The sequence below is a fragment of the Kitasatospora sp. NPDC101176 genome (assembly GCF_044768035.1).
Taxonomy (GTDB): Bacteria; Actinomycetota; Actinomycetes; order Streptomycetales; family Streptomycetaceae; genus Kitasatospora.
This window is the reverse complement of sequence record NZ_JBIWPA010000044.1, coordinates 1-14988: the sequence shown is the minus strand read 5'-3', so window position 1 is coordinate 14988 and position 14988 is coordinate 1. Positions and strand designations below refer to the sequence as shown.

Here is a 14988-nt window from a genome sequence, read left to right as displayed (position 1 = left end):
ACCAGAAGGAGGTGCGGCGTGTCGACGCCGCTTGCCGACACGACCAACCCCGACCTCGGCCTGCTCTACGCCGTCAACGGCCTGGCCAAGCGCTCACCGCAGTGGCTGGACCACCTGGTCTCGTGGATCGGCGAGTACGGCATCCTGATCGGCCTGGCGATGCTCGGCCTGGTGGCCTGGCTGCAGGCCAGACGCCGCCCGGACGCGCCGGTGGCGGTGGCCGGGCTGCTCTGGGTGCCGCTCTCGGTCGCCATCGCCGAGCTGGCGAACCTGCCGATCGCCGCGATCGTCGACCGGCCGCGCCCGTTCGTGGACCACCCCGGGCTGCTGGTGCTGGTGGACGGCAAGGCCGGCACGCACTCCTTCGTGAGCGACCACTCGACCATGACGATGGGCGTGGCGGTGGCGCTGTTCCTGGTGAACCGCCGGCTCGGCTGGATCGCCGGGGGCCTGGCCCTGCTGCAGGGCTTCTGCCGGATGTTCATGGGCGTCCACTACCCGACCGACGTGATCGGCGGCTTCGCACTGGCCGCCGCCGTGGTGCTGCTGCTGGCGCCGATCGCGATGGCCGTGCTGGTACCGCTCTGCCACGCGCTGAGCCGCACGGCCGTCGCCCCGCTGATCCGGGCGGCGGAGCGCGGCGGCTCCGCCGCACCGCGCGGGCGGCGGCGCGGGCGCGAGCGGGGGGCGGTGCGCAGCGAGGAGCAGCCGCCGGAGTCCGACCTGGCGGCCTGAGCCGGCGGTCCGTTCCGGCGCCGCGGGTGCCGGGTGCCGGCGGCCGGCGGCCGGCCCGAGGGGGCCGCGGGCCCGTCGTCAGCCCGGCGGGGCGCCGGTCGCGGCGAGGTGCCCGTCCGCCTCGCGGCGGGCCAGGTCGCGCGAGCGGCGGGCCGGGGAGTACCAGCCGCAGCTGCAGGTGGCGAAGGCGAAGGAGCCGCGTTCGCTGACGGCGACGCGGTGTTCGGGCATCCGGGTGCCGGGGGCGGCCGGCAGCTCACTGTGCACGGGATTCACCGTAACGCGCCGGACGCCCGGCGCGCGACGCCGTCCAGGAGCCGCTCGGACGGGAGGGGCCGGTGGGTCCCGCGTAACCCTTTGCGGCCCAACTCGTTTGCCCGACAACAGCTCTGCCCACCCGGTGGTGTCCGGCAGGGCAGTCGGGCCCGAGGGGGTTGCGCGAGGATGAAGATGACCGACCAGCAGCGCGCCGGGCGGCCGGGTCGCCGCCGTCAGGTACCGCACCTGCGCTCGGCGGCCGGGGCCGCCCTGCTCGCCGTCGCCCTGGCCGGCCTGACCGCCGGGTGCTCGGCGGGCGGTTCCGCCGCCGACTCCGCGGACGAGCGGTCGGCCGCCCCCGACCAGCTCGCCGCGGACCCGCTGACGGCGGTGCGCAACGCGGCGGACATCACCGGCCGCACCGGCTCCGCGCACACCGCGACCGAGCTGGTCACCGAGTCGTCCGAGAAGAAGGCGGTCTTCTCGGGGACGGGCGGCTACGACTACGTGAAGCGGATCGGGCGGCTGGAGGTCCAGGTGCCCCCGGGCGCGGCGACCACCGGGAAGATCGTCGAGGTGGTCCTGCCCGGCACGGTCTACCTGCAGAACAGCGGCGCGAAGGTGCCCGAGGGCAAGTGGGTCAAGCTGGACGTGCGCCAGCTGCCGGACGGCAACCTGGTCAGCAGCGGGGCGACCGACCCGGCCTCGGCCGCGGGCGCGCTGCGCGGGGCGCAGAAGGCCGACGCGGTGGGCACCGAGACGGTCGACGGGGTGGCGCTGCACCACTACCGCGGCACCCTCGACCTCGCCAAGGCGGCGGACGCGACCGGTGGCCGGGGCGGGGACGGCCTGCGGATGGGGGGCCAGACCTTCACGGTGAAGGAGGTCCCGTACGACGTCTGGCTGGACGACCAGGGCCGGCTGCACAAGGTGGTCGAGGTGTTCACCTTCGCCGGGGTGGCCGGTTCGAAGGAGGCCAAGGACCAGGTGAAGGTGACCTCGACCACCTCGCTGACGGACTTCGGCAAGCCGGTGGAGGCGGCCGAGCCGCCGGCCTCGGACATCTACGCGATGAAGCCCTCGGAGAGCCCGAAGTAGGCCGTCCGGCCACTGCTCCGGCGCCGGGGCGAGACGGGGCGCCGCCGGCGCGGGTGGCCGTCCGGGGAGCGGCGGTCACCCGTTTCGGCGGCGCCGAGATGGCCCGTCCGTGCCATGTGGACGGGCCCCGAAGTGCCTAGGCTGGACGTCGGGTGGCTGCCGCCCGGGCTGGCGAGGCACTGAAGGGGTGGTGCAGGTGGTGTCGTCCACGGGCGGCCGCAGCGGCGGCCACGACGACGCGGCCCTCGACGAGATCGAGCTGGCCGGCGAGCTGATGATCGCCGCGACGGCCAGCGCCGGCGACCGGCTGCCGACCGAGCGGATCGACGAGGTGCTGCTCGACCGGGCCGAGCCCGGGCCGGCCGACGAGCCGACGGAGTCCGGCACCCGGTGACGGCCGTCGGCGCCCGGTGGCCGTCACCGGGTCGACAGGGGGCGGCTGGGGGCGCCGGGTCGGCGCCGGCCGCGGGGGCTCAGCTGCGCAGCAGGCGGGCGATCGCGGCCGTGGCCTCCGCCACCTTGGCGTCGAGCTCGGCCCCGCCCTCCTCGGCGGCGGAGGCGACGCAGTGCCGCAGGTGCTCCTCCAGCAGGGAGAGCGCGAAGGACTGCAGGGCCTTGGTGCTGGCCGAGACCTGGGTGAGCACGTCGATGCAGTAGACGTCCTCGTCGACCATCCGCTGGAGGCCGCGGATCTGGCCCTCGATCCGGCGCAGCCGCTTCAGATGGGCGTCCTTCTGCGCGCTGTAGCCGTGCGGGCCGTGGTGGGCGGCCGCGGCGGGTGCCGGGTCGGTCCCGGGCGCGCCGCCGGGCTCGGGCGCGTGGTCCGGCGCGGTGCGCGCTTGCGTCGTGGTCATCGGCCCGCCTTCGTCTGGGTGCCTGGTGGCTGCGTCGGCCACCAGTGTCCAACACCGGGGGCGTCCGTGGTGTTCCGACGGCCGACGCGGCATGTGCCGTCCGTCCGGGGGCGGCTCCGGGCGCTCCCGGAGGGGCCGGGGGCCGGGTTGAGCCGTCTGAGCGTCGCCCCGGTCCTCCGTCCGCACGACGGGGACGATCCGGGCGGGGTTCCGTCAGACTGGGCCTCAGGTCCGCACCCGGGCGGGCGGTCCGGGGCGGCCGGTGCCACGCCGAACGGAAGGGGAGGTTCCGACTCCGGGGGCACCACCCCGTTTGCGTGAATGCGCTCGGTTGCACCTAGCATCGTTCAGTCCCTACCCCGCACATCGGAGATTTCCGTGCGTTTTAGCCTGACCCCGAAGGAGACGAGCTTCTACGACATGTTCGCCGCGGCCGCGGAGAACCTCGTCGTCGGATCGAAGCTCCTGCTGGAACTGCTGGGATCAGACGTGTCGGCCCGCGCGGAGATCGTCGAGCGCATGCGCGCCGCCGAGCACGCCGGGGACGACACCACCCATGCGGTCTTCCACCAGCTGAACTCGTCCTTCATCACGCCCTTCGACCGCGAGGACATCTACAGCCTCGCCTCGTCGCTGGACGACATCATGGACTTCATGGAGGAGGCCGTCGACCTGGTCGTCCTCTACGACATCCAGACCCTGCCGAAGGGGATCGAGCAGCAGATCGAGGTGCTGGCGCGGGCCGCGGAGCTCACCGCCGAGGCGATGCCGAACCTGCGCACCATGTCGAACCTGACCGAGTACTGGATCGAGGTCAACCGGCTCGAGAACCAGGCCGACCAGATCCACCGCAAGCTGCTCGCCCACCTGTTCTCCGGCCAGTACGACGCCATCGAGGTGCTCAAGCTCAAGCAGGTCGTGGACGTCCTTGAGGAGGCGGCGGACGCTTTCGAGCACGTCGCCAACACGGTGGAGACCATCGCCGTCAAGGAGTCCTGACCCTCGTGGACACGGCTGCACTCATCGCCGTCATCGGCGTTGCGTTCTTCTTCACCTACACCAACGGCTTCCACGACTCGGCGAACGCCATCGCCACCTCGGTCTCGACCCGGGCGCTGACCCCCAGGGCCGCGCTCGCGATGGCCGCCGTGATGAACCTCGCCGGCGCCTTCCTCGGCAGCGGCGTGGCGCACACCGTCTCCAGCGGGATCATCGAGACGCCGAGCGGCAACCAGGGCATGGCGATCCTGTTCGCCGCCCTGGTCGGCGCGATCGCCTGGAACCTGGTCACCTGGTACTTCGGTCTGCCGTCCTCCTCCTCGCACGCCCTGTTCGGCGGCCTGGTGGGCGCGGCGCTGGCCGGCGGCACCGAGGTGATCTGGAGCGGAGTGATCGACAAGATCGTCATTCCGATGATCGTCTCGCCGGTGGTCGGCCTGATCGGCGGCTTCCTGGTGATGCTGGCGATCCTGTGGATCTTCCGCCGGGCCAACCCGCACCGCGCCAAGCGCAACTTCCGGGTCGCGCAGACCGCCTCGGCCGCCGCGATGGCGCTGGCGCACGGTCTGCAGGACGCCCAGAAGACCATGGGCATCGTGGTGATGGCGCTCACCATCTCCGGCCGCCAGACCACCGGCGACATCCCGGTCTGGGTGAAGATCTCCTGCGCGACGATGCTCTCGCTGGGCACCTACGCGGGCGGCTGGCGGATCATGCGGACGCTCGGCCGCAAGATCATCGAGCTGGACCCGCCGCAGGGCTTCGCCGCCGAGGCCACCGCCTCGACGGTCATGTACATCACCTCGTTCGTCTTCAAGGCACCGATCTCCACCACCCACGTGATCACCTCGGCGATCATGGGCGCCGGGGCCACCAAGCGGATCCGCGCGGTGCGCTGGGGCGTCGCCAAGAACATCGTGCTCGGCTGGTTCATCACCATGCCGGCGGCGGGCGCCGTCGCGGCGCTGATCTACTGGTTCGTCCACCTCTTCTGGGGCTGAGCGCCCCGGACGTGACAGGGCCCGCCCCCACATCTCGGGGGCGGGCCCTTCTTCATGCTCCACGGCGGCACCGCCATGCAGCACCGCGGAGCAGTCTCGGTCCCGTCGTGCGCGCCGGGCGGCGCGGGACGGGCGGTCCGGTCTAGCCGAAGCGGCCGGAGATGTAGTCCTCGGTCGCCTGGACCGAGGGGTTGGAGAAGATCCGCTGGGTGTCGTCCAGCTCGATCAGCTTGCCCGGCTGGCCGACGCCGGCCAGGTTGAAGAAGGCGGTGCGGTCGCTGACGCGGGCCGCCTGCTGCATGTTGTGGGTCACGATGACGATGGTGAACTGCGACTTCAGCTCGCCGATCAGGTCCTCGATGGCGAGGGTCGAGATCGGGTCGAGCGCGGAGCAGGGCTCGTCCATCAGCAGGACCTGCGGCTCGACCGCGATGGCGCGGGCGATGCAGAGACGCTGCTGCTGACCGCCGGAGAGGCCGGCCCCGGGCTTGTTCAGCCGGGTGTGGACCTCGTTCCAGAGGTTGGCGCCCTTCAGCGAGCGCTCCACCACGTCGTCCAGGACGGACTTCTTGCGCACGCCGGCGAGCTTGAGGCCGGCGATCACGTTGTCGTAGATCGACATGGTCGGGAACGGGTTCGGGCGCTGGAAGACCATGCCGACCGAGCGGCGGACGGCCACCGGGTCGACGCTGGCGCCGTACAGGTTCTCGTCGTCCAGCAGCACCTTGCCCTCGACCCGGGCGCCGGGGATCACCTCGTGCATCCGGTTGAGGGTGCGCAGGAAGGTGGACTTGCCGCAGCCGGAGGGGCCGATGAAGGCCGTCACCGAGCGGGGCTCGATGCTCATCGAGATGTCCTCGATGGCCTTGGTGGTGCCGTAGTAGGCGGACAGTCCGCTGACGTCGATGCGCTTGGCCATGATCGTTACTTCTCTCGCCCGCGGCCTGGGGGCCGCTAATGAATGCTGTGTCGTACGTCAGTCGGTCGTTCAGTGTCCGCCCTTGGGCGAGCGCCAGCGTGCGATGCCCCGGGCGATGAGGTTGAGCCCCATCACGAAGGCGATCAGCACCAGCGCGGCACCCCAGGCACGGGCGTAGCCGTAGTCGTTGTTGACCAGCGAGTACTGCTGCCAGATGTACATCGGCAGGGACTGCTGCGGCCCGTCGAACGGGTTGCTGTTGATGTAGTCGGCGCCGAAGACCAGCATCATCACCGGGGCGGTCTCGCCCGTGATGCGGGCGACCGCGAGCATCACACCGGTGGTGATGCCGCCGATCGCGGTGGGGAGGACGATCCGCAGGATGGTCTTCCACTTCGGCACGCCGAGCGCGTACGAGGCCTCGCGCAGCTCGTTCGGGACGAGCTTGAGCATCTCCTCGGTGGACCGGACCACGACCGGCATCATCAGGATCGCCAGCGCGAGGCTGCCCGAGAAGCCGGAGTAGTTGAAGCCCAGGGCGAGGTTCCACAGCGACAGGATGAACAGACCGGCGACGATCGACGGGACACCCGTCATGACGTCGACGAAGAAGGTGACCGCCTTGGCGAGCTTGCCGCGGCCGTACTCGACCAGGTAGACGGCGGTCAGCAGACCGACCGGAGCGGCGATGGCGGTGGCCAGCGCGACCTGCTGCAGGGTGCCGATCAGCGCGTGGTAGATGCCGCCGCCGGGGCCGGACTGGATGACGCCCTTCATCGAGTGGCTCAGGAAGTTCCCGTTGACCACCGCGATGCCCTGCTGGACGGTGTACACCGTCAGCGCGACCAGCGGGACGACGGCCAGGATGAAGGCGACCCAGACCACCGAGGTGGCGAGCCGGTCCTTGGCCTGGCGGCGGCCCTCGACGCGGGCCGAGAGGCCGTAGCCGATCGCCACGAAGAGCAGGGCGGAGATCAGGCCCCACTGCAGGTGGCTCTCCAGCCCGCCGACGGCGCCGATCCCGCAGCCGAGCGCGAGCGAGCCGGCGGCGACGGCGGCCGGGGCCCACTTGGGCAGCCGGTTGGCGGTCAGCGGCCGGCCGGTCGGCCGGGCGTCCGCGGGGACAGAGGCGAGCTCCGAGATCATGCGTTGGCCCCCGAGTACTCCTTGCGGCGGGCGACGATCAGCCGCGCGGCACCGTTCACCAGCAGGGTGATGACGAACAGGACGAGGCCGGAGGCCATCAGGGCGTTGCGGCCGGTGTCACCGGCCTCGGCGAACTTCAGCGCGATGTTCTGCGCGAAGGTGCCGCCCCCCGGGTCGAGGACGTGCAGCGAGAGGACGTTGCTCGCGGAGAGCACCACGGCGACCGCGATGGTCTCGCCGAGGGCGCGGCCGAGGCCGAGCATCGAGGCCGAGATGATTCCGGGGCGGCCGAACGGCAGCACCGAGGTGCGGATCATCTCCCAGCGGGTCGCGCCCAGCGCGAGAGCCGCCTCCTCGTGCATCCGCGGCACCTGGCGGAACACCTCGCGGGAGACCGCGGTGATGATCGGCAGGATCATGATCGCCAGCAGGATGCCGACCGTGAACAGGTTGCGCGGGGTGGTGCCGGTCTTGGTCTGGTCGAAGACGTACGTCCAGCCCAGGTACTCGTTCAGCCAGCTGGTCAGGCCGTCCATGTGCGGCACCAGGAAGAGCGCGCCCCAGAGGCCGTACACGATGCTGGGCACGGCGGCCAGCAGGTCCACCAGGTAGGCGAAGGGCTGGGCGATCCGGCGCGGCGCGTAGTGCGAGATGAACAGCGCGATCCCGATCGCCACCGGGACGGCGATCACCATCGCGATGATGGCGCTGACGATCGTGCCGAAGACCAGGACGGCGATGCCGAAGACCGGCTTCGGGGCGTCCGGCGCCCATTCGAAGGTGGTGAGGAAGTTGCCCTGGTCCTTGCTGAGCGCCAGGCCCGTCCGCCAGGTCAGGAAGCCGGCGATGGCGGCCATGATGACCAGCAGGAAGATGCCCGAACCCCGGGCGAGGTTCATGAAGATCTTGTCGCCGACGCGGCTGTCGCGCTTCCGGCGTTCCCTGCCTCGCGGGGCGGCAGGGGAGGATGAAGTCATTGTCTACTCCGGTCTGGTGGTGCCGCCCCGGAAGGGGGACGGCACCATGGCGGCGGTGCCCCGGACGTGGTGCTGGGTCAGTGCGTTCCGGTGGGGCGGCCGCGGCCCCCCTCGCTCACGGGGCCGCCCCACCGGTCGTGCCGTACGGTCAGGCCAGGGTCGGGACGACCGCGTTGACCTTGTCCGTCAGCTCCTTCGGCAGCGGGACGTAGCCCTTCTCGCCGATCGCCTTCTGGCCCGCGTCGCTGATGGTGTAGCTCAGGAAGGCCTTCAGGGTGTCCAGCGTGTCGGCCTTGTTGCCCTTGTCGCAGACGATCTCGTAGGTGACCAGGACCAGCGGGTAGGAGCCCTCGTCCTTGGTCGCGTAGTCGAGCGTCAGCGCCAGGTCGCTGCCGGTGCCGGCGACCTTGGCCTTGGCGAAGGTGTTGGCGGCGTTCTCGGCGGTGGCCGCGACCGGCTTGGAGGCGCCGGTGTTGATGGCGGCGCTCTTCAGGTTGTTGGTCTGGGCGAAGGAGAGCTCGACGTAGCTGATCGAGTTCTTGACCTGCTTCACCTGGGCCGCGACGCCGGCGCTGCCGTTGGCCGACTGGCCGCCCTTGGCCGCCCAGGTCTTGCTGGACGGGTAGGTCCAGGCGCCGCCCGAGGCCTTGGAGAAGTACTTGGTCAGGTTGTCGGTGGTGCCGGAGTCGTCCGAGCGGTGGAACGACTGGATGTCGGCGTCCGGCAGCTTGGCGCCCGGGTTGAGGGCGGCGATCGCCGGGTCGTTCCACTTGGTGATCTGCGAGTCGAAGATCTTGGCGGCGGTGGGGCCGTCCAGGACCAGGTTGTCGACGTTGTCCACGTTGTAGACGAGCGAGATCAGACCGCCGACCATCGGGAGGTCGATGCCCTGGCCGCCGGTGCAGACCGCCTTGGTCGCGTCGACCTCGGCCGGCTTCAGGGCCGAGTCGGAGCCCGCGAACTGGACCTTGCCCTGGGTGAACTGCTGGACGCCCGCGCCGGAGCCCACGCCGCCGTAGTTGACCGTGGTGCCGGAGCAGGCCGCACCGAAGGTGGTCTTCCACACGTCGATCGCGTTGCCCTGGGCGGTCGAGCCGGCGGCGATCAGCGCACCGGGCTTGCCACAGTTGATCGCCGCGGCGGCCGAGGCCGAACCGCTGGAGCCGTTGGACGCCGTGGTGTTGTTGTTATCGTCCGAGCCGCAGGCGGCGAGCGACAGCGAGCTGACGAGCGCCATGGCACCGATGGCGAGGGCCTTGGAGCGGCCGTTCCGCTGGAGCTTCACTGGGGTGTCCCTTTCTGTGGCATTGCCCGTCGCGCGGGCCGTGCGAGGACGGCGGAGCGCGGGTTTTGCTGTGGTCCGGGGCCCGTGCGGCCCTCCGGTAGACCCGAAGTTAGGCCGGGTAAGTGACACGACAGCCGGTCGCAAGTGAACGGGGAGTGAACCTCGAACGGATGACAGGAAACTACGTCAGGTAGTAACGGTTGCGTCACGGCAAGGGCGCGACGAGATCACTTCCGCCGTTCCTCCGCCGGCGGCACCCCGCCCGCCCGCACCGGCCGCGCCCCCAGGACCAGCAGCAGGGCGTCGACCAGCAGCCGGTCGCGCCCGTGCGTCAGCCGCGCGCGGGCCTTGCCCGCCGGCAGCCACTCCAGCCGGTCCACCTCGCGGTTCGGCCGGAAGGCCCCGCCCGACGGCACCGCCGCCCAGTACCGGACCTCCTTCGGCCGGCCCTGCACCAGGTAGTGCTGGGACGGCAGCTCCGGTCCCAGCACGCAGGAGTAGCCGGTCTCCTCCCGCACCTCGCGCAGCGCCGCCGCGACCATCCCCTCCCCCGGGTCGAGCTTGCCCTTCGGCAGGCTCCAGTCGTCGTACTTGGGCCGGTGGATCACCGCGATCCGCGGCCGCCCCAGCCGGCCGCTCTTCTTCGGCCGGCCGGGCAGCCACAGCACCGCGCCGGCCGCCAGGATCACCGGGGCGTGCGCCGCCCTCGTCGTGGGGCTGTCCTCTGCCCGCCCGGTGCTCAGGCGATCACGCAATTCAGGCCGTCCGTGGTGCGGGGGAATGCCCCCAGCCCTCGGCAGGGGGGAGGTCCGGCCAGCCGTCCGGGCCGGGCGACAGGTCGGGCCACCGGCGGCAGAAGGCGTACCGCGCCGCCTCCACCTCCAGTCGCTGATCAGCATGCACCACGCCCAGCACGTACGCGGTCGCCGGGGTGATCCGCGGCGTCCGCGCCGCCGTGGCCGCGGTCACCGCCGCGTCCGCCGCCTCCTGGTGCCGGCCCAGCACCGCGTCCAGCTCGTCCAGCTCCGCCGCACCCCGGCCGCACACCTCCGACGCGTACCGGGCCCGCTTCACCAGGATCCGCGTCCGCGCCCACGGGGCGTCGTCGGCCGCCAGCGCCGCGTCCGCGTCCGCCGGGCCCCGCGCCGCGGGCACCGCGCCCAGCCGGCGCATGCCGTCCCCGCCGTACGGCGTGGCGGCCCGCTGCAGCGGGAGCTGCTGGGCGCTGGCCGACAGGGCCGCGAACGCGGCGGCCGCCTGCGGCAGCAGCACCGCCGCCGCCCGTCCGCCCGCCGCCTCCAGCAGCGGGGCCTCGCCGACCAGCAGGGTCATCCGGTCCGCCAGCGCGTGCAGCCGGGCCGAGCGGAGCTCCTGGAGCACCGAGGAGTGCGCCCGGGTGCGGGCCAGGGTCAGCTGCCGGTCCAGCAGCGCCCGCGCCTTGGGCGCCCCGGCGTGCCCGGCCAGCATGCCCGTCCCCTCCGGGTCGCTGCCGCTCAGCGAGTCCAGCGCGCCCAGCAGGCGGGCCGAGCGGCGGACGTAGCCGGGCTCCAGGGCCAGCAGGTTGAGCAGCCAGCGCAGCTCGGTGCGCGACTCCTGGGCCCAGCCCTGCTCGAACAGCGTGCCGAAGGTGTGCAGCAGCCCGCCGACCCGCCGCACCGACCGCAGCAGGTCCGCGGTGCCGGCCGCCGGGACGACCGCGGCCGTCCCCGGTCTGGCGCCGACCTCGCCCACCGCCAGCGGCAGGGCGCGCAGGAACGCGCCCGCCTGGGCGGTGAGATGGCTGGAGAGGATGTCCCCGGCGGTCGCGGTGGAGGCCGCCTGGGCCGTCATCGGCGCATCGGTCATGGCGTGGTAGATCCCCGTTCCCCCGGGTTCGTCCCCCCGGGGCTGGTGGCCGACCGCTGGAGCTCCGGCCCGCGGGCATCGGGGCCGGTGGCTCCAGCGGCTCGCATCAGTGGTCGCGTCAGCGCGAGGTGGCGGCCCGGCGGCGCTGGCGCGAGTCGATGAGCAGGTCCTGGACGTGCCGCAGCGACCGGCCCTCGGCGTCCTGCGAGTGGCGGGTCCACGCGCCGTCCGGGCCCAGGTGCCAGGACTCGGTCTCGTCCGACACCCCGAGGTCGATCAGCCCGGACAGTTCGGCGCGGTGCGCGGGATCGGTGATCCGCAGCAGCGCCTCGATCCGGCGGTCCAGGTTGCGGTGCATCATGTCGGCGCTGCCGATCCAGACCTCCGGGTCGCCGTTGTTGCCGAACACGAAGATCCGGGAGTGCTCCAGGAAGCGCCCCAGGATGCTGCGCACCCGGATGTTCTCGCTCAGCCCGGGCACCCCCGGCCGGATCGCACAGATCCCGCGCACCCAGACGTCCACCGGCACCCCGGCCTGCGAGGCCCGGTACAGCGCGTCGATCACGGCCTCGTCGACGATCGAGTTGACCTTGAGCTTCACGTGGGCCGGGCGGCCGGCCCGGTGGTGGGCGATCTCGTTGTGGATCCGCGACACCAGGCCGTCGCGCAGACCGCGCGGGGCGGTCAGCAGGCGGCGGTAGGACTCCCGGCGCGAGTACCCGGAGAGCCGGTTGAACAGGTCCGAGAGGTCCGCCCCGACCTGCGGGTCCGAGGTCAGCAGCCCCAGGTCCTCGTAGAGCCGGGCGGTCTTCGGGTGGTAGTTGCCGGTGCCCACGTGCGAGTAGCGGCGCAGGGTGTCGCCCTCCTGGCGGACGACCAGCGACAGCTTGCAGTGCGTCTTCAGCCCGACCAGGCCGTACACCACGTGGCAGCCGGCCTCCTCGAGCTTGCGGGCCCACTTGATGTTGGCCTGCTCGTCGAAGCGCGCCTTGATCTCGACCAGCACCAGCACCTGCTTGCCGGACTCCGCCGCGTCGATCAGCGCGTCCACGATCGGCGAGTCGCCCGAGGTGCGGTACAGCGTCTGCTTGATCGCGAGCACGTCCGGGTCGGCGGCGGCCTGCTCCAGGAAGGCCTGGACCGAGGTGGAGAAGCTGTCGTACGGGTGGTGCAGCAGGACGTCCCGCTCGCGCATCGCGGCGAAGATGTCCGGCTGCGAGGCCGACTCGACGTCGGTCAGCCCGCGCGCGGTGCCCGCCACGAACTTCGGGTACTTCAGCTCCGGGCGGTCCAGCTCGGCGATGCCGAACAGACCGGTCAGGTCCAGCGGCCCGGGCAGCGGGAAGACCTCCGCCTCGGTGATGTTCAGCTCCCGCACCAGCAGGTCCAGGATGTAGGGGTCGATGGACTCCTCGACCTCCAGCCGCACCGGCGGGCCGAAGCGCCGCCGCATCAGCTCCTTCTCCAGGGCCTTGAGGATGTTCTCGGTGTCGTCCTCCTCCACCTCGAGGTCCTCGTTGCGGGTGACCCGGAACGCGTGGTGGGCCAGCACCTCCATGCCGGGGAAGAGCTCCTCCAGGTGCGCTCCCATCACGTCCTCGAGCGGGACGTAGCGCTGCGGCGAGGCCTCCAGGAAGCGGGCCAGCGACTGCGGCACCTTCACCCTGGCGAAGTGCTTGTGCCCGGACACCGGGTTGCGCACCACGACGGCCAGGTTGAGCGAGAGTCCCGATATGTACGGGAAGGGGTGCGCCGGGTCGACCGCCAGCGGGGTCAGCACGGGGAAGATCTTCTGCCGGAACAGCGTGTGCAGCCGGGCCTGCTCCTTCTCCGCCAGCTCCGGCCAGCGGACCACCTCGATGCCCTCGGCGGCGAGGTCCGGCAGCACCTCCTGCTGGAAGGCCGCGGCGTGCCTGGCCATCAGCTCCCGCGAGCGGGTCCAGATCAGGTCCAGCACCTCGCGCGGCTGCAGGCCCGAGGCGCTGCGCTGGGCGACGCCGGTGGCGATGCGGCGCTTCAGCCCGGCCACCCGGACCATGAAGAACTCGTCCAGGTTGCTCGCGAAGATGGCGAGGAACTTGGCCCGCTCCAGCAACGGGATCCCCGGGTCCTCGGCGAGCTCCAGGACCCGCTCGTTGAAGGCGAGCCAACTGCGCTCGCGATCGAGGAAGCGGCCCTGGGGCAGGGCGTCGAACTCCTGCTCGTCCTCGGCCGGCAGCTCGGGCGGTATCCCCAGCGCACTGGACATCCGGGCCGGCGGGGACAGCGCGGCAGAGACGGGGCGAGGAATGCTCATGGGCTCCAGCTCCTCCAGCAGCAGGACGGCGTCCGGACGCGAATGGCTCTGCGGGCCGTCGTCCTCACCCGTGGCCAGCGCCCACCCGCCGGGCGCGGTCCGTACAGGGCCGGCCGACGCGTGGCGGTCGACTCTGCACGAGCGAGACACTACGGACTTCATCCTGTGATCTTCGCGGCAGCAATTGAATCCACGGTAAACACCGCATGGCCAGGAGGAAAGCTGAGTCGGTCGGGGCAAGGGCCGGTGTCGTCCGACCCCTTGCCCCGGGCCGCCCGGTCGGGCTAGTGGGCCCGCCGGGACCGGCCACCGCTCCGCTTCCCGCCGGGCCCGCCGGGCCGTCCCGGCCGTCCGGACCGTCGGGGCTGTCCTGGCTGTCCTGGGTGTCCCGGCCGATTCGGCCTCGTCGGCCTAGTCGGACGCACCGACCTGGCCGGACGGGCCGGCCTGGTGGTGCACGCGGTACATGAGGTCCACCTCGTGGATGGTGAACCCCAGTCGTTCATATACCCGCACGGCGGCCGGATTGTCAGCGTCGACGTAGAGCAGCACGGTCTTCAGCCCGCGCTCGCCCCCGCCTGAGCCGGTCAGGTGACGGAGGCCGGCCGCGGTGAGCGCACGGCCCAGCCCGCTGCCCTGCTCGGCCGGGTCCACCCCGACCACGTACACCTCGCCCAGGGCGGGCTCGGTGGCGGTGGCGGGGTGCACCTTCGTCCAGTGGAAGCCGACCACCCTGCCGTTCCGGGTGGCCAGGAAGAAGCCCGCCGGGTCGAACCACGGCTCCGCCAGCCGCTCGGCGAGGTCCTGCTCCGTCCAGGCACCCTGCTCCGGGTGGTGGGCGAAGGCCAGCGCGTTCAGCCGCAGCCACTCCGCGTCGTCCTCCCCCGGACGGAAGGTGCGGAGCTCGACGCCCCCGGGGACGGCGACGGCCTCGGTCTGCGGCCCGGTGCGGCGCATCTGCCTCAGCTCGCGGACCAGCTCGGCGCCGTACGCCCCGGCCAGGTGCCGGGCCGCCGGATGACCGCCGTGCACCCAGAAGTCCACCGCGTCGCGCCCCGCCCGGTGGGCCTCCGCCAGCACCGCGTCCACCAGCGGACGGGCCAAGCCCCGGCCACGGGCCGCCGGGTCGACCACCAGCTCGGCGGCCGGGCGCTCCTGGATCTCCAGCTGGCCGTAGCCGACGACGGCCCCCGCGCCACCGGTCCCCGCCGCAGCGGGCCCGCCGGCGCCCTCGCTCTCGACGAAGTGGGTGACCGACCCGCGCGGCGTGTCCGAGGAACGGAGCCGGAGCCGGCCCTGCTCGGACACCGCGGCCCGACCGTCCACCACCTGGGCGTCCGCCAGGACCCGCAGGGCACCCTCGCGCTGCTCGGGCCGGAGCACACTGTTCGCCATGACCGTCGTCTGATCGTCCATGCCCTGACGATACGTCACCGGAAATGCAAAGAACCCCCGATCCGGAACGGATCGGGGGTTCTTTGTGAATGATTGTTCGGCGGCGTCCTACTCTCCCACAGGGTCCCCCCTGCAGTACCATCGGCGCTGTGAGGCTTAGCTTCCGGGTTCGGAATGTAA

Annotated in this window: 15 protein-coding genes and 1 rRNA gene; 5 read left to right on the top strand and 11 right to left on the bottom strand. The window is 72.1% G+C overall.

Going from position 1 to position 14988, the window contains the following annotated elements; all coding sequences use genetic code 11:
- Nucleotides 1–18 precede the first annotated feature (18 nt).
- Entirely contained in the window at nt 19–735 is a 717-nt protein-coding gene (locus ACIRS1_RS36000; protein ID WP_402846679.1) for a phosphatase PAP2 family protein, read from the top strand.
- A 78-nt stretch (nt 736–813) separates the two neighbouring features.
- Here the strand turns inward: ACIRS1_RS36000 and ACIRS1_RS35995 are convergent, their stop codons facing one another.
- Nucleotides 814–1002, bottom strand: coding sequence for a hypothetical protein (locus ACIRS1_RS35995; protein WP_360214960.1), 189 nt, complete (start codon nt 1000–1002; stop codon nt 814–816).
- Between the two features lie 183 nt (nt 1003–1185).
- Here ACIRS1_RS35995 and ACIRS1_RS35990 point away from each other — a divergent pair, with 183 nt between their 5' ends.
- Both ACIRS1_RS35990 and ACIRS1_RS35985 read left to right on the top strand, forming a co-directional pair.
- Nucleotides 1186–2091: a hypothetical protein gene (locus ACIRS1_RS35990; RefSeq protein ID WP_402846677.1), complete on the top strand. Its 906-nt coding sequence runs from the start codon at nt 1186–1188 to the stop codon at nt 2089–2091.
- Between the two features lie 196 nt (nt 2092–2287).
- Nucleotides 2288–2485 (top strand): hypothetical protein, encoded by a 198-nt coding sequence (locus ACIRS1_RS35985; RefSeq protein ID WP_387907421.1) that lies wholly within the window; start codon nt 2288–2290, stop codon nt 2483–2485.
- A gap of 79 nt (nt 2486–2564) precedes the next feature.
- Here ACIRS1_RS35985 and ACIRS1_RS35980 read toward each other — a convergent pair whose 3' ends face one another.
- Nucleotides 2565–2945: a metal-sensitive transcriptional regulator gene (locus ACIRS1_RS35980; RefSeq protein ID WP_360214954.1), complete on the bottom strand. Its 381-nt coding sequence runs from the start codon at nt 2943–2945 to the stop codon at nt 2565–2567.
- Nucleotides 2946–3323: 378 nt separating this feature from the next.
- On the opposite strand from ACIRS1_RS35980, the gene ACIRS1_RS35975 reads away from it, so the two are divergent.
- Together ACIRS1_RS35975 and ACIRS1_RS35970 are read left to right on the top strand one after the other, a co-directional pair.
- Complete coding sequence (locus tag ACIRS1_RS35975; RefSeq protein WP_329489086.1) at nt 3324–3944, top strand: DUF47 family protein; 621 nt, start codon at nt 3324–3326, stop codon at nt 3942–3944.
- A 5-nt stretch (nt 3945–3949) separates the two neighbouring features.
- Entirely contained in the window at nt 3950–4945 is a 996-nt protein-coding gene (locus ACIRS1_RS35970; protein WP_402846674.1) for an anion permease, read from the top strand.
- A gap of 142 nt (nt 4946–5087) precedes the next feature.
- On the opposite strand, the gene pstB is transcribed toward ACIRS1_RS35970, so the two are convergent.
- The 9 genes from pstB to rrf form a co-directional block, all read right to left on the bottom strand.
- Entirely contained in the window at nt 5088–5864 is a 777-nt protein-coding gene (gene pstB / locus ACIRS1_RS35965; RefSeq protein WP_360214948.1) for a phosphate ABC transporter ATP-binding protein PstB, read from the bottom strand.
- A 69-nt stretch (nt 5865–5933) separates the two neighbouring features.
- Nucleotides 5934–7010: a phosphate ABC transporter permease PstA gene (gene pstA, locus ACIRS1_RS35960; protein ID WP_360214945.1), complete on the bottom strand. Its 1077-nt coding sequence runs from the start codon at nt 7008–7010 to the stop codon at nt 5934–5936.
- Nucleotides 7007–7987, bottom strand: a complete 981-nt coding sequence (gene pstC, locus ACIRS1_RS35955; protein ID WP_402846672.1) for a phosphate ABC transporter permease subunit PstC — start codon at nt 7985–7987, stop codon at nt 7007–7009. Before pstC ends, pstA begins: the two co-directional genes overlap by 4 nt.
- A gap of 148 nt (nt 7988–8135) precedes the next feature.
- Nucleotides 8136–9272, bottom strand: coding sequence for a phosphate ABC transporter substrate-binding protein PstS (gene pstS, locus ACIRS1_RS35950; RefSeq protein WP_387907416.1), 1137 nt, complete (start codon nt 9270–9272; stop codon nt 8136–8138).
- A gap of 227 nt (nt 9273–9499) precedes the next feature.
- Nucleotides 9500–10015 carry an NUDIX hydrolase gene (locus ACIRS1_RS35945; protein WP_402846737.1) on the bottom strand — a complete coding sequence of 172 codons (516 nt, stop codon included), beginning with the start codon at nt 10013–10015 and terminating at the stop codon, nt 9500–9502.
- Between the two features lie 13 nt (nt 10016–10028).
- Nucleotides 10029–11117: a CHAD domain-containing protein gene (locus ACIRS1_RS35940; RefSeq protein ID WP_360214936.1), complete on the bottom strand. Its 1089-nt coding sequence runs from the start codon at nt 11115–11117 to the stop codon at nt 10029–10031.
- Between the two features lie 118 nt (nt 11118–11235).
- Entirely contained in the window at nt 11236–13413 is a 2178-nt protein-coding gene (locus tag ACIRS1_RS35935; protein ID WP_360214933.1) for an RNA degradosome polyphosphate kinase, read from the bottom strand.
- Between the two features lie 411 nt (nt 13414–13824).
- Nucleotides 13825–14829, bottom strand: a complete 1005-nt coding sequence (mshD, locus tag ACIRS1_RS35930) for a mycothiol synthase (RefSeq protein ID WP_402846669.1) — start codon at nt 14827–14829, stop codon at nt 13825–13827.
- A 74-nt stretch (nt 14830–14903) separates the two neighbouring features.
- A 5S ribosomal RNA gene (gene rrf, locus ACIRS1_RS35925) occupies nt 14904–14988 on the bottom strand; the annotation flags it as partial.

Excerpts from the sequence above, each read along its gene's own strand:
- pstC (WP_402846672.1), bottom strand. The coding sequence starts at position 7,987 with ATGACTTCATCCTCCCCTGCCGCCCCGCGAGGCAGGGAACGCCGGAAG.
- pstA (WP_360214945.1), bottom strand. The coding sequence starts at position 7,010 with ATGATCTCGGAGCTCGCCTCTGTCCCCGCGGACGCCCGGCCGACCGGC.
- pstB (WP_360214948.1), bottom strand. The coding sequence starts at position 5,864 with ATGGCCAAGCGCATCGACGTCAGCGGACTGTCCGCCTACTACGGCACC.
- ACIRS1_RS35940 (WP_360214936.1), bottom strand. The coding sequence starts at position 11,117 with ATGACCGATGCGCCGATGACGGCCCAGGCGGCCTCCACCGCGACCGCC.
- ACIRS1_RS35990 (WP_402846677.1), top strand. The coding sequence starts at position 1,186 with ATGACCGACCAGCAGCGCGCCGGGCGGCCGGGTCGCCGCCGTCAGGTA.
- ACIRS1_RS35935 (WP_360214933.1), bottom strand. The coding sequence starts at position 13,413 with ATGAGCATTCCTCGCCCCGTCTCTGCCGCGCTGTCCCCGCCGGCCCGG.
- ACIRS1_RS35980 (WP_360214954.1), bottom strand. The coding sequence starts at position 2,945 with ATGACCACGACGCAAGCGCGCACCGCGCCGGACCACGCGCCCGAGCCC.
- mshD (WP_402846669.1), bottom strand. The coding sequence starts at position 14,829 with ATGGACGATCAGACGACGGTCATGGCGAACAGTGTGCTCCGGCCCGAG.